18 protein-coding genes are annotated in these 25,261 nt (G+C 67.2%); 13 read left to right on the plus strand and 5 right to left on the minus strand.

All coding sequences use genetic code 11. The features are described from left to right. Positions 1 to 20: 20 nt before the first annotated feature. The 13 genes from glf (at position 21) to A5698_RS04935 (ending at position 20,704) form a co-directional block, all read left to right on the plus strand. Entirely contained in the window at positions 21 to 1,235 is a 1,215-nt protein-coding gene (glf, locus tag A5698_RS04875; protein ID WP_197506659.1) for a UDP-galactopyranose mutase, read from the plus strand. Continuing rightward, positions 1,232 to 3,169 carry a glycosyltransferase gene (locus tag A5698_RS04880; RefSeq protein WP_068293930.1) on the plus strand — a complete coding sequence of 646 codons (1,938 nt, stop codon included), beginning with the start codon at positions 1,232 to 1,234 and terminating at the stop codon, positions 3,167 to 3,169. The genes glf and A5698_RS04880 overlap by 4 nt, the downstream gene beginning before the upstream one ends. Continuing rightward, a complete protein-coding gene (locus A5698_RS04885; protein WP_068293935.1) occupies positions 3,162 to 3,686 on the plus strand; it encodes a phosphatase PAP2 family protein in 525 nt (174 codons plus the stop codon). The genes A5698_RS04880 and A5698_RS04885 overlap by 8 nt, the downstream gene beginning before the upstream one ends. Positions 3,687 to 3,724: 38 nt before the next feature. Beyond that, complete coding sequence (locus A5698_RS04890; protein WP_068293943.1) at positions 3,725 to 4,639, plus strand: decaprenyl-phosphate phosphoribosyltransferase; 915 nt, start codon at positions 3,725 to 3,727, stop codon at positions 4,637 to 4,639. Continuing rightward, complete coding sequence (gene aftB, locus A5698_RS04895) at positions 4,617 to 6,704, plus strand: terminal beta-(1->2)-arabinofuranosyltransferase (protein ID WP_068293946.1); 2,088 nt, start codon at positions 4,617 to 4,619, stop codon at positions 6,702 to 6,704. Before A5698_RS04890 ends, aftB begins: the two co-directional genes overlap by 23 nt. Positions 6,705 to 6,770: 66 nt before the next feature. After that, a complete protein-coding gene (locus A5698_RS04900; RefSeq protein WP_084792266.1) occupies positions 6,771 to 7,748 on the plus strand; it encodes an alpha/beta hydrolase in 978 nt (325 codons plus the stop codon). Positions 7,749 to 7,868: 120 nt separating this feature from the next. Further along, positions 7,869 to 8,918 carry an esterase family protein gene (locus tag A5698_RS04905; RefSeq protein ID WP_067086498.1) on the plus strand — a complete coding sequence of 350 codons (1,050 nt, stop codon included), beginning with the start codon at positions 7,869 to 7,871 and terminating at the stop codon, positions 8,916 to 8,918. Positions 8,919 to 9,058: 140 nt separating this feature from the next. Continuing rightward, on the plus strand, positions 9,059 to 9,946 hold the full coding sequence (locus A5698_RS04910) for an alpha/beta hydrolase-fold protein (protein WP_067086668.1): 888 nt from the start codon (positions 9,059 to 9,061) through the stop codon (positions 9,944 to 9,946). A gap of 57 nt (positions 9,947 to 10,003) precedes the next feature. Continuing rightward, positions 10,004 to 10,462, plus strand: coding sequence for a DUF732 domain-containing protein (locus A5698_RS04915; RefSeq protein ID WP_068293954.1), 459 nt, complete (start codon positions 10,004 to 10,006; stop codon positions 10,460 to 10,462). 18 nt (positions 10,463 to 10,480) lie between these two features. Beyond that, positions 10,481 to 11,485, plus strand: coding sequence for a carboxylesterase Culp6 (gene culp6, locus A5698_RS04920; RefSeq protein ID WP_068293956.1), 1,005 nt, complete (start codon positions 10,481 to 10,483; stop codon positions 11,483 to 11,485). Positions 11,486 to 11,668: 183 nt separating this feature from the next. Next, complete coding sequence (fadD32, locus tag A5698_RS04925) at positions 11,669 to 13,558, plus strand: long-chain-fatty-acid--AMP ligase FadD32 (protein ID WP_068293960.1); 1,890 nt, start codon at positions 11,669 to 11,671, stop codon at positions 13,556 to 13,558. 49 nt (positions 13,559 to 13,607) lie between these two features. Further along, complete coding sequence (gene pks13, locus A5698_RS04930; RefSeq protein ID WP_197506665.1) at positions 13,608 to 19,133, plus strand: polyketide synthase Pks13; 5,526 nt, start codon at positions 13,608 to 13,610, stop codon at positions 19,131 to 19,133. A gap of 17 nt (positions 19,134 to 19,150) precedes the next feature. Beyond that, entirely contained in the window at positions 19,151 to 20,704 is a 1,554-nt protein-coding gene (locus A5698_RS04935; RefSeq protein WP_156670616.1) for an acyl-CoA carboxylase subunit beta, read from the plus strand. Here A5698_RS04935 and A5698_RS04940 read toward each other — a convergent pair. From A5698_RS04940 to A5698_RS04960, 5 genes are all read right to left on the minus strand, one after another. Next, positions 20,701 to 21,456 (minus strand): dihydrofolate reductase family protein, encoded by a 756-nt coding sequence (locus A5698_RS04940; protein ID WP_068293968.1) that lies wholly within the window; start codon positions 21,454 to 21,456, stop codon positions 20,701 to 20,703. The genes A5698_RS04935 and A5698_RS04940 overlap by 4 nt on opposite strands. Continuing rightward, the gene (locus tag A5698_RS04945; RefSeq protein ID WP_231967302.1) at positions 21,453 to 22,919 is read right to left on the minus strand and encodes an MFS transporter; all 1,467 of its coding nucleotides are present in this window, start codon (positions 22,917 to 22,919) and stop codon (positions 21,453 to 21,455) included. Before A5698_RS04945 ends, A5698_RS04940 begins: the two co-directional genes overlap by 4 nt. A gap of 5 nt (positions 22,920 to 22,924) precedes the next feature. Further along, positions 22,925 to 23,548: a GTP cyclohydrolase I FolE gene (gene folE, locus A5698_RS04950; protein ID WP_068293972.1), complete on the minus strand. Its 624-nt coding sequence runs from the start codon at positions 23,546 to 23,548 to the stop codon at positions 22,925 to 22,927. 118 nt (positions 23,549 to 23,666) lie between these two features. Beyond that, positions 23,667 to 24,575 carry an MBL fold metallo-hydrolase gene (locus A5698_RS04955; protein ID WP_068293975.1) on the minus strand — a complete coding sequence of 303 codons (909 nt, stop codon included), beginning with the start codon at positions 24,573 to 24,575 and terminating at the stop codon, positions 23,667 to 23,669. A 23-nt stretch (positions 24,576 to 24,598) separates the two neighbouring features. Further along, the coding region (locus A5698_RS04960; protein ID WP_197506661.1) for an arabinosyltransferase C-terminal domain-containing protein at positions 24,599 to 25,261 on the minus strand (663 nt) is incomplete at its 5' end.

Below are 25,261 nucleotides of genomic sequence, written 5' to 3' on the forward strand. Positions count from 1 at the left end.
GCGGTCACGGTCGGATACCCTTGCTGCCGATGACAGCTCGTTTTGACCTTATTGTCGTCGGCTCCGGATTCTTCGGCCTGACGATTGCCGAGCGCGTGGCAACACAACTGGACAAGCGGGTTCTCGTCATCGAGCGACGCCCGCACATCGGCGGTAACGCCTACTCCGAGCCCGAGCCGCAAACCGGGATCGAGGTGCACAAATACGGCGCGCACCTGTTCCACACCTCCAACAAGCGGGTGTGGGACTACGTGCGGCAGTTCACCGAGTTCACCGGCTACCAGCACCGCGTCTTCGGCCTGTACGACGGGCAGGCGTACCCGCTGCCCATGGGCCTCGGCCTCGTCTGCCAGTTCTTCGGCCGCTACTTCACGCCCGACGAGGCCCGCGCGCTGATCGCCGAGCAGGCGGCCGAGATCGACACCGAGAAGGCGCAGAACTTCGAAGAGAAGGCGATCAGCCTGATCGGTCGCCCTCTCTACGAGGCGTTCTTCAAGGGCTACACCGCCAAGCAGTGGCAGACCGACCCCAAGGAACTGCCTGCGTCCAACATCACCCGGCTGCCGGTCCGCTACACCTTCAACAACCGCTACTTCAACGACACCTACGAGGGGTTGCCGGTCGACGGCTACACCAAGTGGTTGGAGAACATGGCGGCCGACGACCGCATCGAGGTCCGGTTGGACACGGACTGGTTCGACGTGCGTGACGAGCTGCGCGCCGCGAACCCGGACGCGCCGGTGGTCTACACCGGACCGCTCGACCGGTACTTCGACTACGCCGAGGGCCGGCTGGGGTGGCGGACCCTCGACTTCGAGTTGGAGGTCCTCGAAACCGGGGACTTCCAGGGCACCCCGGTGATGAATTACAACGACATCGACGTGCCCTACACCCGGATCCACGAGTTCCGGCACTTCCACCCCGAACGCGCGTACCCGACCGACAAGACGGTCATCATGCGCGAGTTCTCCCGGTTCGCCGACAACGACGACGAGCCCTACTACCCGATCAACACCGAAGCCGACCGCGCGTTGCTGGCCGCTTACCGGGCCCGGGCAAAGGCCGAAACCGCTTCTGCGAAGGTGTTGTTCGGTGGCAGGCTGGGGACCTACCAGTACTTGGACATGCACATGGCCATCGCCAGCGCGCTGAGCATGTACGACAACACGCTCGCTCCGCACCTGCGCGACGGCGTGCCACTGACCGAACCGGGCCCAGAAAGCAGTAGCGCATGAGCGAGATCCCGTCCGGCGCACTCGACTCCGCGGAATCGAAGGCGGTCAGCCTGCTGGCGCGCGTGATCCTTCCGCGTCCCGGCGAACCCCATGACGTCCGCAAGCTCTACATCGAGGAAGCGGAGACCAACGCTAAGCGCGCGCACGCACCGAGCCGAACCGAACTCGAGATCGGCACCGAATCCCAAGTGTCGTTCGCGACCTATTTCAACGCGTTCCCGGCCAGCTACTGGCGACGCTGGTCGATCCTGCAGTCGGTGGTGCTGCGGGTCGAGCTGACCGGCAGTGCGCGCGTCGACGTCTACCGGTCCAAGGCCACCGGCGCCCGGATCACCGTCGGAGGCGCTCCGGTCGTCAGCGAGCGCGAAGGCGAACCCGCCCACGTCGAGTTCGAGATCGACCTGGGCCCGTTCGAGGACGGCGGCTGGATCTGGTTCGACATCGCGACCGATTCGGCGTCGACGTTGCACCACGCCGGCTGGTACGCGCCGGAGCCCGCACCGGGCCGGGCCAATGTCGCCGTGGGCATCCCGACCTTCAACCGACCCGCCGACTGTGTCAACGCGCTGGCGGCACTGACGTCGGACCCGTTGGTGGACAAGGTGATCGGTGCGGTCATCGTGTCCGATCAGGGCACCAGCAAGGCCAAGGACCATTCGGGCTTCGACGAGGCGGCGGCCGCGCTCGGTAATCGGCTGACGATCCACAACCAGCCAAATCTCGGTGGCTCGGGCGGTTACAGCCGGGTCATGTACGAGGCGCTGAAGAACACCGACTGCGAGCAGATCCTGTTCATGGACGACGACATCCGCATCGAGCCCGACTCGATCCTGCGGGCGTTGGCGATGAACCGGTTCGCGAAGACGCCGACCCTGGTCGGCGGCCAGATGCTCAACCTGCAGGAGCCCTCCCATCTGCATGTCATGGGCGAGATGGTCGACGCCGAGAACTTCATGTGGACCAATGCGGTCAACACCGAGTACGACCACAACTTCGCCAGAGACAGCCTGGCCGACGAGGATTCGCCGCGCAGCAAGCTGCTGCACCGCCGCATCGACGTCGATTACAACGGCTGGTGGATGTGCATGATCCCGCGTCAGGTCGCCGAGGAACTCGGCCAGCCGCTGCCGCTGTTCATCAAGTGGGACGACGCCGACTACGGTCTGCGTGCCGGTGAGCACGGCTACCCGACCGTCACGCTTCCCGGTTGTGCGATCTGGCACATGGCGTGGAGCGACAAGGACGACGCGATCGACTGGCAGGCGTACTTCCACCTGCGCAACCGCTTGGTCGTGGCCGCGCTGCACTGGGACGGCAACGTCCGCGGGCTGATCGCGAGCCACCTGAAGGCGACGCTCAAACACTTGCTGTGCCTGGAGTATTCGACCGTCGCCATCCAGAACAAGGCGATGGACGACTTCCTGGCCGGGCCCGAGCACATCTTCTCGATCCTCGAGTCCGCGCTGCCGGAGGTGCGCAAGATGCGCCAGCAGTACCCCGACGCGGTGGTGCTGCCGAGCGCAGCCGAGTTGCCGACGCCGTCGGACAAGCGCTGGCGCAGGAAGGTCAAGATTCCCACCAATGCGCTGGCGATCTCGACGCGGCTGTCGCGCGGCGTGGTTCACCAACTGCGGCCGCACGATCCCGAGCACCATCGCCGTCCGCAGATCAACGTCGCCACGCAGGACGCCCGGTGGTTCTCGCTGTGCCGGGTGGACGGCGTCACCGTGACGACGGCGGATGGCCGCGGTGTCGTGTACCGCCAGCGCGACCGCGAGAAAATGTTCCACCTTCTGCGGGAATCGTTGAAGCGCCAGGCGATCCTGGCCCGCAGGTTCAACAAGATGCGCAAGGTCTACCGCGAGGCGCTGCCGATCATGACGAGCAAGCAGAAGTGGGAGACGGTCCTACTGGAGTCTTCTGCCAATGGATGAGAGCCCACGCGGCGAGGAGGCCGCGTTGGTCGCGGTGCAGTCCGCGCTCGGTGACCGACCGGGGGTCCTTCCGACCGCGCGGGCGTTGTCGCATTTCGGTGAGCACAGCCTGGGTTGGCTCGCGATCGCGTTGGTCGGAGCGCTTTTTGCGCCCGCGCGCCGGCGTGCCTGGCTGACGGCGGGAGCCGGCGCGTTCATCGCACACGCGGCCGCGGTGGTGATCAAAAGGGTAGTGCGCCGCGAACGGCCACACCATCCCGCGATCGCGGTCAATGTCGGAACCCCGAGCCGCCTGAGTTTCCCGTCCGCCCACGCGACATCGACAACGGCGGCGTCCGTGCTGATGGCCAGGACCACCGGCCTGCCGCTACCGGCACTGCTCGTGCCGCCGATGGCGTTGTCGCGGATGGTGCTCGGCGTGCACTACCCGAGCGACGTCCTCACCGGGGTCGCGGTCGGGGCGGTCGTCGCGAAGGTCGTCGAAACGGTGGCCGACCGTGCCGAAGGGAACTCATGAGCATCTCCAGTGACAGCAGCGCAGAGAGCGTACGGCCAATGGGTGAACAAACGGCACAGCAGAAGGGCCCGCCGCGCAACGCCGCGACCGGCCTGATCAAGGCGATCCGACCGCGCCAGTGGGTGAAGAACCTGCTCGTGCTCGCCGCGCCGATCGCCTCCCTCGGCGGGGACATCGAATACGACTACGCCGGCGTCGCGGTCAATATCCTGATCGCGTTCGTGGCCTTCTCGCTGGCCGCCTCGTCGATCTATCTGGTCAATGACGCCCGCGATGTCGAGGCCGACCGCCAGCACCCGACGAAGCGGTTCCGGCCCATCGCCGCCGGAGTCGTCCCCGAATGGCTGGCCTACTCCACATCTGTGGTGTTGGCCGCTGCCGCGCTTGGCATTTCGCTGCTGGCCTCGGTGAACCTGACCGTGGTCATCGCGGTGTACATCGCCATGCAACTGGCGTACTGCTTCGGCCTCAAGCACCAAGCGGTGCTCGACATCTGCATCGTCTCGTCGGCGTACCTGATCCGCGCCATCGCCGGCGGCGCCGCCGCGGGCATCCCGCTGTCGCAATGGTTCCTGCTCGTGATGACGTTCGGCTCGCTGTTCATGGTGGCCGGAAAGCGTTACGCCGAACTGCAACTCGCCGAGCGCACCGGAGCCAAGATCCGCAAGTCGCTGGAGAGTTACACCGCGTCGTACCTGCGCTTCGTGTGGACGCTGTCGGCCACCGCGATGGTGCTCTGCTACGGCCTGTGGGCCTTCGAACGCGACGGCGCCACGGCGTCGTGGTATGCGGTCACCATCATTCCGATCACCATCGCTATCCTCCGATACGCGGTCGACGTCGACGGCGGATTGGCGGGGGAGCCCGAGGAGATCGCCCTCAAGGACCGGGTACTGCAGCTGTTGCTGCTGGCGTGGATCGGGACCATCGGTGCCGCCGTCTTCCTCAGCTGAGAAGGTGCGCCCGCCCGCCGCGGGCCGGGTGTTCGACGAGATCGGGCGCAGCTTCTCCCGCTGGCCCGCCTTCCGGTACGACAACACCGTCCGGATCAGCCTGTGGGTCAGCGTCGTGGTGGTCGCGGTGCTGTTCGGTTGGGGCGCCTGGCAACGACGCTGGATCGCCGACGACGGTTTGATCGTCCTGAGGACGGTCCGAAACCTGCTGGCCGGCAACGGGCCGGTGTTCAACGCCGGTGAGCGGGTGGAAGCCAACACCTCGACGGTGTGGACCTACCTCGTCTATCTCGGTGCGCTCGTGGGCGGCTCCGTGCGGCTGGAGTACGTGGTGCTGGTTCTGGCGCTGGTGCTCAGCCTGCTCGGCGTGGTCTTCATGATGCTGGGCACCGGCCGGTTGTACGCGCCGAGCCTGCGGGGCCGGCGCGCTTTGATGCTGCCCGCAGGGGCGCTGGTGTACATCGCGCTCCCGCCTGCGCGCGACTTCGCCACGTCCGGGCTCGAAAACGGCTTGGTGCTGGCGTATCTCGGCCTGCTGTGGTGGATGATGGTGTGTTGGTCGCAGGAGCCGCGAAGTCGCCGCGCCCCCGCCGCGCCCGGTGTGCGCGGTGGCGCACCGACGATCCGCAGGCAACCCCTCGCCGCCCAGGCCCCGCCCGCGGCGACAAGTCCGGTCAGCGGAACCTTCGATGTGGCACTGGCTTTCGTGGCGGGCCTGAGCGTTCTGATCCGCCCCGAACTGGCGTTGATCGGCGGGCTGGCGCTCGTGATGATGCTGATCGCGGCGCGCGACTGGCGCCGGCGACTGGTGATCGTCGTCGCGGGCGGTCTGCTTCCCGTGGCGTACCAGATCTTCCGGATGGGCTACTACGGGCTGGTGGTTCCCGGTACCGCGCTGGCGAAGGACGCGACCGGTGCGAAGTGGTCCCAGGGCTTCGTCTACCTGGCGAACTTCAACCAGCCCTACCTGTTGTGGGCGCCGGCGATACTGCTCGCCGGGCTCGCCGGGGTGGTGTGGGTCATCCGCGGGCGTCCCCGGCCTAACCGCGGCGTGGTGGGCTCCGGCCACGGCTGGTTGGCGCGGTTGCTGCAGAGTCCCGCGGCGGTAGTGATCTTCTTCCTCGTGAGCGGACTGCTGCAGGCGATCTACTGGATCCGCCAAGGCGGTGACTTCATGCACGGCAGGGTGCTTCTGACTCCGGTGTTTTTGATGCTGACGCCGATCGCCGTGATCCCCGTCGTGTTGCCGGATGAAACCCGAATGGCCCGTGGCGCAGGCTATTTGTTCGTCGGCGCCACGAGCCTGCTGTGGCTGGCCGTGGCGGGATGGGCGCTGTGGGCGGCCAATTCGCCGGGCATGGGCCGCGACGCCACCCGCGTCACATACTCCGGAATCGTCGACGAGCGACGGTTCTACTCCCAGGCGACGGGACACGCACATCCGCTCACCGCTGCCGACTATCTGGACTACCCGCGCATGCGCGCCGTGCTCGAGGCGTTGGATAACACGCCCGACGGTGCGCTGCTGCTGCCGTCGGGAAACTACGACCAGTGGGATGTGGTGCCCGCACTGCCCCCGCCACCCGACGCACCGAAGGACTACAAGGGCCCGCATACGGTGTTCTTCACCAACCTCGGCATGTTGGGTATGAACGTGGGGCTCGACGTTCGGGTCATCGACCAGATCGGGCTCGCCAATCCACTTGCGGCACATACCGCTCGGCTGGAGGACGGCCGTATCGGCCACGACAAGAACCTGTTTCCCGACTGGGCGATCGCCGAGGGCCCCTTCCTCAAGGAGCCGCCGTTCCTCCCGGGTTACATCGACGAGGACTGGGTCCGACAAGCGGAGGCGGCGCTGGAGTGTCCGGCGACCGACGCGATGCTGACCTCGGTGCGGGGCCCGATGGGTCCGCGGCGTTTCCTGTCGAATCTCCTGCACGCCTACCAGTTCACGCAGTACCGGATCGACCGCGTGCCCCTCTACGAACTCGCGCGCTGCGGGTTGCCGGTGCCGGAACGCGTGACCGAGCCGTACACGGGGATGCCCGCGACGGGTCCGTAACGCCGCGCCCACTCTCGGCCGATAGATAGACGCGGATCGCTCTTTCGCGGCGCCCGAGACGAACGGATGGACCACCCTGTGCGAACTTGGCTTCGCCGCGTGCTGGCGGCGGCGGTTGCGGCCGCGACCCTGCCGGGTGTGATCGCCGCGGTGCCGAAAGCGAGCGCCTTCTCCCGCGAGGGACTTCCGGTCGAGTACCTCGACGTCTACTCGCCGGCGATGGGCCGCATCGTCCGCGTCCAATTCCAGCCCGGCCGAAGCGAATCGGGTGAGTCGAAGGCCGTCTATCTGCTCGACGGCATGCGGGCACGCGACGACTACAACGGGTGGGACATCGAAACCGCCGCTTTCGAGTGGTTTTTCGACTCCGGGGTGGCCACCGTGATGCCGGTCGGCGGCGAGGCCGGCTTCTACACGGACTGGTATTCGCCGTCGAGTTTCAATAACCAGGCTTATACCTATAAATGGGAAACCTTTTTGACCGACGAGCTTCCCGCCTGGCTGGCCGCCAACAAACACGTCTCCACCACCGGTAACGCGGTCGTCGGCGTGTCCATGTCCGGCGGTTCCGCGCTGATCCTCGCCGCGCACCACCCGGATCAGTTCGCCTACGCGGCGTCGCTGTCGGGATACCTCAACCCGTCGGCGCCGCCCGTGCAGCAGGCGATCCGGGTCGCGATGCTCGACGCCGGCGGCTACAGCGTCGACAGCATGTGGGGCGCGCCGTGGGACGGCGCATGGAAGCGCAACGACGCGATCCATCAGGTCGGCCGGCTGGCCGCCAATGGCACCCGCCTGTGGATTTACTGTGCGCCAGGCGAATTGACACCGCTCGAAGTGGACTCCGATCCGACCGCCGACAGCCTGGACGCGTTGGCCCCGAAGAGCAACAAAGACTTCCAGAAGGCCTATGAGACGGCCGGAGGAAACAACGCCACGTTCGAATTCCCGGCACAGGGAAATCACGCGTGGCCGAACTGGGGTGCGCAACTGCAAACCCTGAAACCAGACCTGGTCGCAACACTCCAAGGCGGAGGCGCGTGACCAGGGTCGACACCTCTCGAATGGGAAGATCACGCCGACGTGTGGTTGACTGCACGGGTTACGCGGCTTGCCTGTGAGGCGGTTCCGCGTGCGGCATACAACAGATGGGATAGATGAAGCATGAAGTTCGTTGGCAAGATCCGGGGTGCCTGGGTCCGCCGGCTTGCGGGAGCCGCGCTTGCGGCCGCCGTGCTGCCGGGCTTGGTGAGCGCCATCGGAGGCTCGGCCACCGCGGGGGCTTTCTCTCGTCCGGGTCTGCCGGTCGAGTACCTCATGGTTCCGTCCGCAGGGATGGGCCGTGACATCAAGGTGCAGTTCCAGAACGGCGGTCCGAACGCGCCGGGCGTCTACCTGCTCGACGGGCTTCGCGCGCAGGACGACTTCAACGGCTGGGACATCAACACCGCGGCGTTCGAGTGGTACCTGGACTCCGGCCTCGCCGTGATCATGCCGGTGGGTGGCCAGTCCAGCTTCTACAGCGACTGGTACAAGCCCGCCTGCGGCAAGGCCGGTTGCTCGACCTACAAGTGGGAGACGTTCCTGACGCAGGAACTGCCCGCGTACCTGGCGGCGAACAAGGGTGTGAACCCGAACCGCAACGCCGCAGTCGGGCTGTCCATGGCCGGCTCGGCCGCGCTCACGCTGGCCATCTACTACCCGCAGCAGTTCCAGTACGCCGCTTCGCTGTCCGGCTTCCTGAACCTCTCCGAGGGCTGGTGGCCGATGCTGGTCGGTCTGTCGATGGGTGACGCCGGCGGCTACGAGTCCGAGGACATGTGGGGCCCGTCGAGCGATCCCGCGTGGAAGCGCAACGACCCGATGGTCAACATCGACAAGCTGGTCGCCAACGGCACCCGCATCTGGGTGTTCTGCGGTAACGGCAAGCCGGCCGAGATCAACGGTCAGGTCGCCGGTGACAACTTCAACGCGAAGTTCCTGGAGAGCTTCACGCTGCGCACGAACGAGACGTTCCAGGAGGAGTACCTCGCCGCGGGCGGTAAGAACGGTGTGTTCAACTTCCCCGCCGGTGGTACGCACGACTGGCCCTACTGGGGTCAGCAGCTCCAGCAGATGAAGCCGGACATCCAGCGCGTGCTCGGCGCGACGCCGCAGCCGTCGACTCCGATCGCCACGCAGGCATCGGTGGAGACGACCGACGCCGGTAACTGACTGGTACGGCAATAACTTCATAGTCGGCGGCGGCGATCCTGCGGGGTCGCCGCCGTCGCGCTTTTCCGACCACGCTCCCGCCCGTGTGTGATTGACTACCTCGCGCGGGGACAGCAGACCGAGGTGAGGTGGGCGAGCCGATGCAGGGGATCTTCCGGGCGATCTTGACCGTGGCGCTGGCCGCGGGTCTGTGGTCCGCGGGCACGGCGGTCGCGCCGTCGGCCGAGGCGCAAGTCGAGATGCTGATGGTGCCGTCCGCCGCGATGGGGCGCGACATCCCCGTCGCCTTCCAGGGCGGCGGCCCGCACGCGGTCGTACTGCTCGACGCGTTCAACGCCGCGCCCGACGTGAGCAACTGGGTGACCGCGGGCAACGCGATGAACACCCTCGCCGGCAAGGGCATCTCGGTCGCGGCGCCCGCGGGCGGTGCGTGGAGCATGTACACCAACTGGGAGGCCGACGGCAGCCGCCAGTGGGAGACCTTCCTCGCCGACGAGCTGCCGAACTGGTTGGCCGCCAACAAGGGGCTGGCGCCGTCGGGCCACGGCATCGTCGGTGCGGCGCAGGGCGGCTACGGCGCGATGGCGATGGCCACCTTCCACCCGGATCGCTACCGCTTCGCCGGGTCGCTGTCCGGCTTCCTCACCCCCGAACGCACCGGCGTGGACGGTGCGATCACCGCCGGCCTGGCGCAGTTCGGCGGCGTCGAGACCCGCAACATGTGGGGCCTGCCACAGCTCGGCCGGTGGAAGTGGCATTCGCCGAACGTCCATGTGCAGTTGCTGGCCGACAACAACACCCGCCTGTGGGTGTGGAGCGCTCCCGTCGGAGGATGCCCCGACCCGCCCGCGATGATCGGCTACTGCGACATCGCGCAGGGCACCAATCGCGAGTTCTACCAGCACTACCGCTCCGTCGGCGGCAAGAACGGCCATTTCGACTTCCCAACGAGCGGTAGCCACGATTGGGGTTCCTGGAGCGGTCAGCTCGCGGCGATGAGCGGCGAGTTGGCGGCCACCATCGCGTAGCCGGCGGGCCGATCTCGGGAACCGGGGCCGCCCGTCGGCAGCCGGTACCTTGGAGGGGTGCAACGCTCGGTACGAACGACGGCGGCAGGATCGCTGCTGATAGCTTCGGCGACGGCGTTGCTGACCGGCTGTTCCGGTCACGACGTCATGGCGGCGATGGGGCTGCCGACGTCCGAGGCGGCGCCCGCGCCCGGCGCGCCCGGTGAGACGACCCCGGGTCCGCCGTCGGCGACCGGGCACTCCAACACGCTCGTGCTGACCGATCGGCAGCAGGGTTATCTCGACGCCCTGGCCGCCGCCGGGGTGACGCGGTCCAGCGACCTGCTGGCACTTCGAATCGGCTCGTACGTGTGTCAGGCCCGTGCCGCCAAGCACGACGACCAGAAGGTGTGGGATTCGGTCTACCCGCTGGTGCGCGGCGATGTGAGGGATCAGATCTCCGGTATGGCGCCGACCGTCGACGTCGACGCCGCCACCGCCGATTACATTCGCATCGCATCCGAACGACTCTGCTAGCAGGAGCCCAACCAATACATGGCCACAACAAACCGGCGGAAACGCCACCGCATCCTCGCGCTCGTCGCAGCCGCCGCGATGGCGCTCGTGGTGGTACTGCTGATCGTGATCGTCGTCGTGATTCTGCGTAAACCCGAGGGGCCGACGGGTGTCCCGCCGACGGGCGTGCCACCGACCGGTGCCAGCCCGACCAAGAAGCCCCGCCCGGAGTTTCAGGACGCGAGTTGTCCCGACGTGCAGCTGATGTCGATCCCCGGCACGTGGGAGTCCTCACCGCAGCTCGACCCGCTCAATCCGACGCAGTTCCCGATCGCGCTGCTGCTCAACGTCACCAACCCGGTCCGCGGGGCTTTCGGAAACGACCGCGTCGAGGTGTTCACCGTTCCGTACACCGCGCAGTTCCACAACCCGTTCTCGCAGGACGGCCAGATGAGCTACAACGACAGCCGCGCCGAAGGCTTCAACGCGGCGGTCAAGGCGATGACGGACATGAACGAGCGCTGCCCGCTGACCAGTTATGTGCTCGTCGGGTTCTCGCAGGGCGCGGTGATCGCCGGGGACATCGCCAGCGACATCGGCAACGGGCGTGGCCCGGTCGACGAGGACCTGGTGCTGGGTGTGACGTTGATCGCCGACGGCCGCAGGCAGACCGGCGTCGGGGTGGACGTCGGCCCCAACCCGCCGGGTCAGGGCGCCGAGATCACGCTGCGCGACGTGCCCATGCTCGATGGCATGGGGCTGGCGATGACGGGCCCGCGGCCCGGCGGTTTCGGCATGCTCAACGACCGGGTCAACGAGATCTGCGCGCCCGGCGATCTGATCTGTTCGGCGCCGCCGGAGGCGTTCAACATCATGAATTTGCCCAAGACCATCGACATCTTGCTCGGCGGTGCGGGACAACCGATCCACGCGATGTACGCGACCACGCAGTTCTGGAATCTTGACGGCGCGTCCGCCACGCAGTGGACGCAGGGTTGGGCACAGCAATTGATCGATAACGCCCCGCACCCGAAACATGGCTGAGCTGTTATCAGACCTGATTTGGACTGCGACAACCAGTCACCTAACATTAAGAAAAAACTAAGAGCAGTAAGCGGATAGCCGACCGGTACGATTTGCGGGGTCCTGGGGGCGGGGCTTGCATGGCGGCTCCGAAATCATGTGCGATCGGCATCGAGAAGCGTGTGCCGCTGACAGGAGAGTGCGATGGGGTTCCATAACCCGTTCATCAAGGACGGACTGATCAAGTTTCCCGACAACGGAAGCCTGGTCAAACACGTCGAACGATGGGCGAAGGTGCGTGGAGACAAACTCGCCTACCGGTTCCTGGACTTCTCCACCGAGCGCGACGGCGTCGCTCGCGACCTGCGCTGGGCCGACTTCGGCGCCCGCAACCGCGCCGTCGGCGCCCGCCTCCAGCAGGTCACTCAGCCCGGTGACCGCGTCGCGATCCTGTGCCCGCAGAACCTCGACTATCTCGTCGCGTTCTTCGGCACGCTGTACTCGGGCCGCATCGCGGTCCCGCTGTTCGACCCGAACGAACCGGGTCACGTGGGCCGCCTGCACGCCGTGCTCGACGACTGCGAGCCGTCGGCGATCCTGACCACCACCGAGGCCGCCGAGGGAGTGCGCAAGTTCTTCCGCACCCGCCCGGCCAATCAGCGTCCCCGCGTCATCGCGGTCGACGCGGTGCCGAACGAGGTCGGCGCGACCTGGGAAGCGGTCGACGTCGACGAGCACACGATCGCCTACCTGCAGTACACGTCGGGCTCGACGCGGATCCCCACCGGTGTGCAGATCACCCACCTGAACCTGGCCACCAACGTGGTGCAGGTGATCGAGGCGCTGGAGGGCGAAGAGGGCGACCGCGGCGTGTCCTGGCTGCCGTTCTTCCATGACATGGGCCTGATCACCGTGCTGCTGTCGCCGATGATCGGCCACTACGTCACGTTCATGACCCCGGCAGCGTTCGTGCGCCGCCCGGGCCGCTGGATCCGCGAGCTCGCCCGCAAGGAAGGCGACACCGGCGGAACCATCTCGGTGGCCCCGAACTTCGCGTTCGACCACGCCGCGGCCCGCGGTGTGCCCAAGGACGGCGAACCGCCGCTGGACCTGTCGAACGTCAAGTGCATCCTCAACGGCAGCGAGCCGATCTCGGCGGCCACCGTGCGGCGCTTCAACGAGGCGTTCGGCCCGTTCGGTTTCCAGCCCAAGGCGATCAAGCCGTCCTACGGTCTGGCCGAGGCGACGCTGTTCGTGTCGACCACTCCGATGGAGGCCGAGCCGACCATCACGCCGGTCGACCGCGACGAGCTCAACGCCGGCCGCTTCGTTCCGGTGGCCGAGGATTCACCCAAGGCGGTGCCGCAGGCCGGCGCGGGCAAGATCGGCGTCGCCGAGTGGGCGGTCATCGTCGACAACGACACCGCCACCGAGCTGCCCGACGGGCAGATCGGCGAGATCTGGATCAGCGGTCAGAACATGGGCACGGGCTACTGGGGGAAGTCCGAAGAGACCATCGCGACCTTCCAGAACATCCTCAAGTCGCGGACCAACCCGTCGCACGCCGAAGGCGCCACCGACGACGCGACCTGGGTGCGCACCGGCGACCTCGGCGCCTACTACGACGGTGAGCTCTACATCACCGGCCGCGTCAAGGATCTGGTGATCATCGACGGGCGCAACCACTATCCGCAGGACCTGGAGTACTCCGCACAGGAGGCGACCAAGGCGCTGCGCACCGGGTTCGTTGCGGCGTTCTCGGTTCCCGCCAACCAGCTGCCGGACGAGGTGTTCGAGAACGCCCACTCCGGCCTCAAGCGCGATCCCGACGACACCTCCGAGCAGCTGGTGATCGTCGGTGAACGGGCGCCGGGCTCCCACAAGCTCGACATGGGTCCCATCGCCGACGACATCCGCGCCGCGATCGCCGTGCGCCACGGCGTCACCGTTCGCGACGTGCTGCTGACCCCCGCGGGCGCGATCCCGCGCACCTCGAGCGGCAAGATCGGCCGTCGAGCGTGCCGCTCGGCTTACCTGGACGGCAGTCTGCGCAGCGGGAAGATCGCCAACGCGTTCCCCGACGAGAGTGACTGAGACCAACTCGAATATGGCTGATACACAGGACGATTCGCAGCAACCCGAGATGCCGTCCGGCGACGACATCCAGCTGGCACCCGAGAAGCCGCTGACACCCCCCAGAACCGACATGACGGTCAACGAGATGCGCGAGTGGCTGCGCAACTGGATCGGCAACGCCACCGGCCAGTCGCCTGACTCCATCAGCGAATCCGCGCCGATGGTCGAGCTCGGCCTCTCGTCGCGCGACGCCGTCGCGATGGCCAGCGACATCGAGGACTTGACCGGCGTCACGTTGACGGCCACCGTGGCGTTCCGCCATCCCACCATCGAGTCGTTGGCCACGGTCATCGTCGAAGGAGAGCCGGAGCCCGAGGACCTCGGTGACGACGACGAAGACTGGACGCGCGATGTTGATGAGGACATCGCGAACATAGCTATTGTGGGCCTGGCCACCCGTTTCCCCGGGGACATGAACACCCCCGACGAGACGTGGCGGGCGCTCATGGAGGGTCGCGACGCGATCACCGACCTGCCCGAGGGCCGCTGGGAGGAGTTCCTCAGCGAGCCGCGCATCGCCGAGCGGGTCGCCAAGGCCCGCACCCGTGGCGGCTACCTCTCCGACATCAAGGGCTTCGACGCCGAGTTCTTCGCGCTGTCGAAGATGGAGGCCGACAACATCGATCCGCAGCAGCGGATGGCGCTCGAATTGACTTGGGAGGCGCTGGAGAACGCCCGCATCCCGGCGTCGAGCCTGCGCGGCGAGGCGGTCGCGGTGTTCGTGGGTTCGTCGAACGCCGACTACCAGAATCTGGCCCTGTCGGACCCGAGCGTCACCCACCCGTACGCGATCACCGGCAACTCCAGCTCGATCATCGCCAACCGCGTCTCCTACTTCTACGACTTCCGCGGCCCGTCGGTGACGGTCGACACCGCCTGCTCGAGCTCGCTGGTCGCCGCACACCAGGGTGTGCAGGCGCTGCGTGCGGGTGAGGCCGACGTCGCGATCGTCGGCGGTGTGAACGCGTTGATCACCCCGCTGGTCACGGTCGGCTTCGACGAGGTCGGCGGCGTGCTCGCACCGGACGGCCGGATCAAGTCGTTCTCCCAGGACGCCGACGGTTACGCCCGCTCCGAGGGCGGCGGCATGCTCGTGCTCAAGCGGGTCTCCGACGCCCGGCGCGACGGTGACGAGATCCTCGCCGTCATCGCCGGCAGCGCGGTCAACCACGACGGCCGGTCCAACGGCCTGCTTGCGCCGAACCCTGACGCGCAGGCCGATGTGCTGCGCAAGGCGTACAAGGACGCCGGCATCAACCCGCGTCTCGTCGACCACATCGAGGCGCACGGCACCGGCACCATCCTCGGTGACCCGATCGAGGCCGACGCGCTGGGTCGCGTGGTCGGCAGGGGCCGCGCGGCCGACAAACCCGCGCTGCTGGGCGCCATCAAATCCAATGTCGGACACCTGGAGTCGGCCGCGGGCGCGGCCAGCCTGGCGAAGATGACGCTGGCGCTGCGCAACGATAAGATCCCGCCGTCGATCAACTACACCGGCCCCAACCCCTACATCGACTTCGACGGTGTACACCTCAAGGTCGCCGACACCGCCACCGACTGGCCGCGCTACAGCGGCTACGCGATCGCCGGCGTCTCCGGATTCGGCTTCGGCGGCGCGAACGCGCACCTGGTGCTGCGCGAGGTACTGCCGTCGGATCTCATTGAGCCCGAACCGGAACCGGAGCCCGAAGCCGACGAGTCGAAGTCCTCGGACGCGAACGCCGTCTACATCGGCGGGGTGCGGATGGACGAGTACGGCGAGTTCGTCGATGAGCCGCTTGCGCGAAGAGAATCAGGCTTCGACGACGACGACGATGACGCGCTCGACCGGCCCGCCCACGTTCAGGACGACGAGCCCGAACTGCCTGGCCTCACCGACAAGGCGCTGCAGCTGCTCGAGGCCGCGCGCGAGGAGATGGAAGCCGGCGAGCAGCCCACTCCGGTTGTGCCGCTAGCCGTTTCGGGGTTCCTGACGTCGCGCAAGAGGGCGACGGCGGCCGAGCTGGCCGATTGGATCGACAGCCCCGAGGGGCGCGAGTCGTCGCTGGAGTCCATCGGCCGCGCGTTGTCGCGGCGCAACCACGGGCGGTCCCGAGCCGTGGTGCTGGCTCACGATCACGACGAAGCCATCAAGGGCCTGCGCGCGGTGGCCGAGGGTAAGCAGCACCCGAGCGTGTTCAGCGCCGACGGCCCGGTGACCAACGGTCCGGTGTGGGTGTTGGCCGGTTTCGGTGCCCAGCACCGCAAGATGGGCAAGAACCTGTATCTGCGCAACGAGGTGTTCGCGGAGTGGATCAACAAGGTCGACGCCCTCATCCAGGATGAGCGGGGCTATTCGATCCTGGAGCTGATCCTCGACGACGCGGTCGACTACACCAATGAGACCTGCGAGTACCCCATCGAGGTCGTCCAGACGGTGATCTTCGCCCTGCAGATCGCCCTCGGCGAGCTGCTCAAGCACCACGGCGCGAAACCCGCTGCGGTGGTGGGACAGTCGCTCGGTGAGGCCGCGGCGGCATACTTCGCCGGCGGCCTGTCGCTGGAGGACGCCACCCGCGCCATCTGTGCGCGCGCCCACCTCATGGGTGAGGGCGAGGCGATGTTGTTCGGCGAGTGGATCCGGTTGATGGCGCTGGTCGAGTACTCGGCCGACGAGATCGTAGGGGTTTTCAGAGAGACTGAAGCCTTCAAGGATCTCGAGGTGTGCGTGTACGCCGCGCCGACGCAGACCGTCATCGGCGGGCCGCCCGACCAGGTCGACGCGATCATCGAGCGCTGCGAGCAAGAAGGCAAGTTCGCCCGCAAGATGCAGACCAAGGGCGCCAGCCACACCTCGCAGATGGACCCGCTGCTCGGCGAGCTCGCCGCCGAACTCGTCGGCATCGAACCGCACCCGACCAAGATCGGGTACTTCTCGACGGTTCACGAGGGTCGCTACATCCGGCCCGGCGAGACCATCCACGACGTCGACTACTGGAAGAAGGGGCTGCGTCACAGCGTCTACTTCACCCACGGCATCCGCAACGCCGTCGACAACGGGCATACGACCTTCCTGGAGCTGGCGCCGAATCCCGTGGCGCTCATGCAGGTTGGCCTGACGACGGCGGCGGCCGGCCTGCACGACGCGCAGTTGATCGCGACGCTGGCGCGCAAGCAGGACGAGGTCGACTCGATGACCGTGGCGATGGCGCAGCTGTTCGTCCACGGCCACGATCTGGACTTCCGCACGCTGTTCCCCCGCCGGAACAAGGGGCTGGCCGGGGCGCTGGACTTCGCGAACATCCCGCCGACCCGCTTCAAGCGCAAGCCACACTGGCTCGACGCGCGGTTCACCGGCGACAGCTCGGCGGTGATGCCGGGTAACCACGTCGCGACGCCCGACGGCAGGCACGTCTGGGAGTACGCCCCCAAGGGCGAAACGGACCTGGCCGCGTTGGTGAAAGCGGCTGCGGCAGCTGTCATTCCGGACGCCAAGCTGGTCGCCTCCGAACAGCGCGCCGTCCCCGGTGAGGGCGCGCGGCTGGTGACGACGCTGACCCGCCATCCCGGTGGGGCCAGCGTGCAGGTGCATGCGCGCATCGACGAGTCCTTCACGCTGGTGTACGACGCGGTGGTGAGCCGCACCGGTGCCGCGGGTGCCCTGCCTGTCGCGGTGGCCACCGGAGCGACTGTCGCCGAACAGGTCTCGACGACTCCGGCAGACGAGCCCGAGGAAGACACAGCGGAGATCCTGCAGGACAACCTGACGGCGGGCGCGGGTCTGGCGGCCGGCTTCGCCAAGTGGTCGCCGGACTCGGGGGAGACGGTTCACGACCGGCTCGGCGCGATCGTCGGCGGCGCAATGGGTTACGAGCCCGAGGACCTCCCCTGGGAGGTGCCGCTGATCGAGCTCGGCCTGGACTCGCTGATGGCCGTGCGGATCAAGAACCGGGTCGAGTACGACTTCGACCTGCCGCCGATCCAGCTGACCGCGGTGCGCGACGCCAACCTGTACGCGGTCGAGAAGCTGATCCACTACGCGATCGAGCACCGCGACGAGGTCGACCAGATCGCCGAGCACCAGAAGACCAAGACCGCCGAGGAGATCGCGGCCGAACAGGCCGAGCTGATGGGCGGTGCGACCACCGTCGCCGAGCTCGAGCAGGTGCTGGCCGAGAAGACCGGCGTCGCCTCGGAGGTCACCAGCGCGGGCACCGCGACCGAATCCGATCTCCCGGCCGGTGCGGCCCCGGTGAACGACATCCCCGCCCCGCCGACGGACCCCAGCGGTCCGGCGGTGCCGCCGCCGCCCACGGACCCGAGCGGTCCGGCGGTTCCGCCGCCACCGACCGACCCCAGCGGACCGACGCCCGCGGCCGGTCCATCGCAGGCCACGGTCGCGGCGGCCTCCAAAGTGCTCACCCAGGAGGCGGTGACCGAGGCGCTGGGTTCTGACGTGCCACCGCGCGACGCCGCGGAACGCGTCACGTTCGCGACGTGGGCGATCGTGACCGGCAAGTCGCCGGGCGGCATCTTCAACGAGTTGCCCGACATCGATGAGCCCACCGCGACCAAGATCGCCGAGCGGCTGACCGAGCGCGTCGACGAGGGCACCATCACCATCGACGACGTGCGCTCCGCGAAGACCATCGAGGAGTTGTCGACCACCGTCCGCGATTACCTCGAGGGCGGCAAGGTCGACGGGTTCGTCCGAACCATTCGCGCGCCGCAGGAAGGGTCGGATCACATCCCCGTGTTCGTCTTCCACGCCGCGGGTGGTTCGACGGTGGTGTACGAGCCGCTGCTCAAGCGGTTGCCCGCCGATACGCCGATGTACGGCATCGAGCGCGTCGAGGGCTCGATCGAAGAGCGGGCGCACGAGTACGTGCCGAAGCTGTTGGAGCTCAACGGCTGGAGTGACGGTAAGCGCGGTCGGCCGTTCATCCTGGCCGGCTGGTCGCTGGGTGGTGTGCTGGCCTACGCGTGCGCGATCGGCCTCAAGCAGGCGGGTGCCGACGTGCAGTTCGTCGGTCTCATCGACGCGGTGCGTCCGGGTGAGGAGATTCCCCAGACCAAGGAGGAGACCCGCGCCCGCTGGGACCGCTACGCCCGCTTCGCCGAGCGCACCTTCAACGTCGAGATCCCCGAGATCCCGTACGAGGAGCTCGAGGCGCTCGACGACGAGGGCCAGGTGCGCTACGTGCTCGACGTGGTGAGCCAGAGCGGGGTGCAGATCCCCGGCGGCATCATCGAGCACCAGCGCACGTCGTATCTGGATCAGCGGGCCATCGACACCGCCGAGATCAAGCCGTACGACGGCAAGGTCACGCTGTACATGGCCGACCGCTACCACGACGACGCGATCTACTTCGAGCCGCGCTACGCCACCCGCAAGCCCGACGGCGGCTGGGGCGAGTTCGTCTCCGAGCTGGAGGTCGTGCCGATCGGGGGTGAGCACATCCAGGTGATCGACGAGCCGTACATTGCGAAGGTCGGAGCTCACATGAGCGAGGCGATCAACCGGATCGAGTCTGAGGAGAAGCCGTCGAAGTGACCACTGAAGCTACTCCCATCCGAACCAAGACCACAGCAGAGCTGCTTGCCGAACTCCGCGAGAAGCTCGAGCAGGCCAAGGAGCCCGGCGGGGAGAAGGCGGTCGCCAAGCGGGAGAAAAAGGGGATTCCGAGCGCCCGCGCGCGGATCCATGCCCTCGTCGATCCGGGCAGCTTCCTGGAGATCGGCGCGCTGGCGAAGACGCCCGGCGATCCGAACGCGTTGTTCGGCGACGGTGTGGTGACCGGTCACGCCACGATCAACGGCAGGCCGGTCGGTGTGTTCAGCCACGACCAGACCGTCTTCCAGGGTTCGGTCGGTGAGATGTTCGGCCGCAAGGTGGCCAAGCTGATGGAGTGGGTGGCCATGGTCGGCTGCCCGATCATCGGTATCAACGACTCGGCAGGCGCGCGCATTCAGGACGCCGTGACGTCGTTGGCCTGGTACGCCGAGTTGGGTCGCCGCCACGAGATGTTGCGCGGCCTCGTGCCGGAGATCTCGCTGATCTTCGGCAAGTGCGCGGGCGGTGCCGTGTACTCGCCCATCCAGACCGACCTCGTTGTTGCGGTCCGCGATCAGGGCTACATGTTCATCACCGGACCCGACGTCATCAAGGACGTCACCGGTGAGGACGTCACCTTCGACGAACTCGGAGGCGCCGACGTCCAGGCCGAGCGCGGCAACATCCACAAGGTGGTCGATTCCGAGGCAGACGCGTACCAGTATGTGCGCGACTACCTTTCGTTCCTGCCCGCCAACACCTTCGACGATCCGCCGATCGTCAACCCGGGTCTCGAGCCCGAGCTGACCCCGCACGACTATGAGCTCGACACGATCGTGCCGGACAGCGACAACATGGCTTACGACATGCACGAGATCCTGCTCCGCATCTTCGACGACGGGGATGTGTTCGAAATCGCCGAGCAGCGCAGTCCGTCCATGATCACCGCGTTCGCCCGCGTCGACGGCCGCCCGGTCGGGGTGATCGCCAACCAGCCGATGCACATGTCCGGGGCCGTGGGCAACGAGGCGTCCGACAAGGCGGCCGGCTTCATCCGGTTCTGTGACTCGTTCAATCTCCCGCTGGTCTTTGTGGTTGACACCCCTGGAGCGATGCCCGGCGTGGAGGAGGAGAAGCGCGGCATCATCAAGCGCGGCGGCCGGTTCTTCAACGCCATCGTCGAAGCCGACGTCCCCAAGGTGACCATCATCGTGCGCAAGGCCTACGGCGGCGGTTACGCGGTGATGGGATCCAAGCAGCTGTCGGCGGACCTGAACTTCGCGTGGCCGACCGCGCGCATCGCGGTGATCGGCGCCGAGGGCGCCGCGCAGCTGCTGGTGAAGCGGTTCCCCGATCCGACCGCACCCGAGGTGCAGAAGATTCGCGCGGACTTCATCGAGGGCTACAACCTCAACATGGCCACGCCGTGGATCGCCGCCGAGCGCGGCTACATCGACGGTGTGATCGAGCCGCACGAGACGCGGCTGCTCATCCGCAAATCGCTGCGGCTGCTGCGCGACAAGCAGCCCACGAAGAAGGTGCTACGCAAGCACGGCCTGACGCCGCTCTAGTCTCGCCGAACCCATCGGACGATGACGGTTCCGTCCTCGCCGAGCAGCACATCCTTACGCCGCATACCGAGCTCGACATGCTCGGCCGTGGTGGCGATTCGCCGGGCGGGACCCGCCACCATCATCGGGCTGGTGGTGAGGCACAACTCGTCGATCTCGTCGCCGGCGACCAGATGCGAGAACAAGGTCGGGCCGCCCTCCACCAGGACCCGCCTCAGCCCCAGGTCGTCGAGGGCCGGACGGATTGCGGCAGAAGCGATCTGAGGTTCGGCGATCTCGCACACCACCGCCCCTGACGCTTCCAACGCCCGCCGCGCTGAACGGGGAGCACTCGCAGAGACCAACACGATCGGCGGGACCGTCGCCGTGAGCAGGTGAGGCGGGATCACGCCGCGACCGGACACCACCACCAAGCGCAGGACGGTCGGTAGGCCGTGCGCAAGCCGCCACGTGTGCGCGGCCGCGTCGAGACGAAGGTCGGCGTACGGTTTGGACGCCGCGGTGGTGGCGCCGACCACGATCGCATCGGCGACTTCGCGTAAGCGGTTGAACACCCGGCGGTCGGTCGGTGTGCCCAGCTTGCGTCCCGCACCGTCGAGTGTCACCGCACCGTCGATACTCGCGATGAAATTCGCGCGAAGCCTCGGCCCGCAGGGGTTTTCGGGGTAGGCGAGTAGATCCCGCAGAGCATCGTCGGTGAACGCCTCGACCTCGTGCAATCTGGACGGTGGTCTTGCGGCAACAGCGGTCATGACGCGGTGCTCACATTTCTCTCGGAGTGACCCACGGGCTGTACGGTCCGCGGGAAGACGCCGGTGAAGAAGAACGCCCCGATCGCGCCGATCCCCGCCGCCGTCGCGGGCAACAGCATCGAATGCGACATCGCCGCGACGGCCGGTGCGCCGGACAACTCGTGCACATGCTCCGATGCGTCGTGGGACTCAATGTCGGCTGCGGCGGCCAACAACGCGGCGATGCTCGCGCTGCCCAATGCCGCCCCCACTTGCCGCGTCGTGTTGAAGACGGCCGAGCCCGCGCCGGCCAGTTTCTCGGGAAGCGTCCGAGATGCGATGACCGCCAACGGTTCCCAGGTGAGCGCGCCTGCGGCGCCGATGAGGATGAGGGGCAGCGTCAACCGCCAGACCGGCGCCGACTGGCTCATCTCCCATGACAGCCAGATCAACGCGACTGCCGTCAGTGTGAAGCCGGGGCACACGACTGTCCGTGGCCGAACGCGGTCGACGACCCGGCCGACGATCGGGGCGAGTACGCCGGTCGCGATCGCCATCGGTGCGGTAACCAGGCCCGCCTCTGTGGCGGGCATGCCGCGCGCGTCCTGCAGATAGAACATCAGGGGAACCGCGAAAGCGACGACGGTGAAACTGATCAGTGCGATGCCCGCGTTGGACAGCGCGAAGTCACGGTGGCGGAACAGGGTGAGGGGAACCAACGGCTCGGAGTGCTGAATCGCCTGCCACATCACGAAACCCGCGAGCAGCGCGCATCCGCAGGCGATCGCGGCCCACGTTGTCGGACCCCAGTCGTGGTGACGTCCCTCCTGCAGGGCGAACACGATAAGGCAGATGCCTGCTCCGGAGAGCAGCACCCCGAGAACGTCGAGGTGATGCGGTTGTGCGGGAAACACGGGGATCAGGCGTAGCGCCAGCACGAGACCCACCACGCCAATCGGGATGTCGATCAGGAAGATCCACCGCCAGCCCAGCCCGTCCACGAGCAGACCACCGGCCAGCGGGCCGACCAACAGGCCGATGCCCGCCGTCGCGCCCCACAGGCTCATCGGGACGCCGCGCTGCTGAGGCGGGAAGATGCGGGTGACCGCGGACAACGTCTGCGGTGTCATCAGTGCCGCACCGATACCCTGGGCGAGCCGTCCAGCGATCAATGTGTCGATCGATCCGGACACGCCGCACCACAGCGAACCCAGCGTGAAGACCGCCAGACCGGCGACGTACATGCTCTTGGGCCCGAAGCGGTCGCCGAGGCGGCCGCCCACCGGCAGCAGCGCGGCGAAGACCAGCAGGTAGGCACTCGTCACCCAGATGACGGCGTGGTAGGACGCCTCGAAGTCCTGTTTGATGACCGGGTTGGCGACGGCAACGATCGTCGAGTCGACGACGATCATGAAGAAGCCGATCATCATCGCCCACACCGCGCGCAGCGACGGCCTCCCGGTCGGCGCGTCCGGCGTGGGCACCGAGATCACCGCTGTAAGAGCAGATGCAGCGCCTCGGCCCGGGACGCCGGATCGGTCTGAAACTGGCCGCGGACCGCGGACGTCGTCGTGACGGCGCCCGGCTTACGCACACCGCGCATCGCCATACACAGGTGCTCGGCCTCGATGACGACGATCACGCCGCGCGGATTCAATTTGTTCATTAGCGCTTCAGCTATTTGCCCGGTTAGTCGCTCCTGCACCTGAGGACGCCGGGCATAAAGGTCGACGAGCCGCGCGATTTTCGACAGTCCGGTGACTCGGCCGTCGTCGCCGGGAAGATAGCCGACATGGGCGACTCCATGGAAAGAAACCAGGTGATGTTCGCACGTGGAGTACATCGGAATTTGCTTGATCAGCACGAGCTCGCCGTGGTGCTCGTCGAACATCGTCGCGAGAACATCGTCAGGATCGCTGTACAGACCTGCAAATGTCTCCTGATAGGCGCGCGCGACGCGGGCAGGGGTGTCGCGCAGCCCTTCCCGGTAGGGGTCCTCACCGATTGCGACGAGCAGATCGAAAATGGCGGCTTCGACGGCCGCCTGGTCGAATGTGCGGGGGCGTGGCAGTTCGCCGTTTCCGGTCTGCGGCGCTTCAGGCGTCTGCAACATGAATGCCTCCTCGCCGCATGAAGAAAGCGCCACAAAGTAGTTTGCTGCCCGAATCCTTTTGGCAGCCTCATTTACTACTAGCAGAGGCTTTACCCCGCCGTCAGTTGATTTGGGAAATTCAGATAGGCGGGAACGGGAGCCAGTCGTCGAACAGGAACGCGTCACCACGGGCGACGACGGTCGCGCCGCCGTGGCCGGGATAGTGCGCGGGCACCACCGCGGCACGACGCCGCGACGCCTCGGTGAGGATGCGCTTGCGCGTCACCGCGGCCGCCGTGAAGTCCTCGTCCCAGCCGCACGGGTCGTCCGGCCGGAGGACCTGGATGGGGCAGTGGGTCAGATCGCCGACGAACACCGCGGGCCGTCCGGCGTCGAGCCACACCACCGACGATCCGGGAGTGTGGCCCGGCGCGGGGCCCAGCCACAGCGACTCGCTGAGCCGATGGTTGCCCGACCACAACTCGATCTGCTCCTGCACCGGAGAAACACTGTCCTCGAACACCGTTCGGACATGCCGCTGGACGGAGGCCTGCTCCTCGGTGCGGGGTGTGGCCGACTGCGCCGGGCCCTCGGAGCCGAAGTGTCGGTAGTCGGCCTCCGATACCAGGTAGCGCGCGTTGGGGAACGTCGGCACCCAGGAATCGTTGTGACGCCGTGTGTTCCAGCCGACATGGTCGAAGTGCAGATGCGTGTTGACCACGACGTCCACATCGGCGGGGTCGAATCCGGCGGCCGACAGCGAAGCCAGGAACTCGGTCTGCAGGTCCGAGAGCACCGCCATCCGAGGCCTGCTCTTACCGTTGCCCGCGCCCGTGTCGATCAGCACCGTGAGGCCGTCGACCTCGATCACCCAGCTCTGCAGGGCGATTCGCCATCCGGCCTCGGTCCAGTAGGTCGGCGTGAGCTCGTCGGCGTGCGCGTCCCAAGCCTCGGCTGGAGTGTGCACAAACACCGATTTCGGCAAGGTGTCGACCTGCCACTCCACCGCACGTGTGAGTGTGGCGGCGCCCCACCGGATCCGGTTCACGGCTCACAGGTTAGAGGAATCGGTTACGGCTTGATGCGGATGTGGCCGGGGCTGTACAGGCCGCTGCGGGTCGCCGTGCCGAAGTCCAGCGTCGCCGGCGTCGCGCCTCGGGCGTCGGGTGTCATCTCGAACCGGCGCAGCGAGCCCCAGTCGCGGCCCCAGTCCTGCGACAGATACGTCGACATCACGTGCGCGCGCATCAGCAGATCGGTGATTCCGAGCAGTCCGCCGTTGAGGCCGTCCTGCCAGGTGTCGGTATCCTTGCGCTTGGCGTTGTAGTCCGGAGTGATGCGGAACTTCGGAATCTCGGTGACGCCGTTGGCGTGCAGCATCGGCTGCTGACACGGGAACGCCAGGCCCACGGCCCAGTCCATCAGCACCGGCTGCTCGGACCCGACGTACTCCTGCACCGATCGCAACTCGGGCACCCGCGGCGGCGTCACCGCCAGCCAGTCACCCTGGGTGAGCGAACGATCCTCGGCGACAACGCGAACCGCGACGGCGTCGGACGGAATGTCGGCGCGGGGGAAGCGCAGGTTGCGCCACGACGGGATAGGCCCTAGGTCGTAGGGCACCATCCGGCCCGCGGGCACCAGCGCGCCGTCGGGGCCGCGCCGCGCATACTCCAACTCGACGGTCTCGCCCTCGGTGCGTCCGTTGAACACGCTGTTGCCCGTGATGGTCCC

Source organism: Mycobacterium sp. E136, assembly GCF_001666865.1.
In the GTDB taxonomy this organism is placed as follows: domain Bacteria; phylum Actinomycetota; class Actinomycetes; order Mycobacteriales; family Mycobacteriaceae; genus Mycobacterium.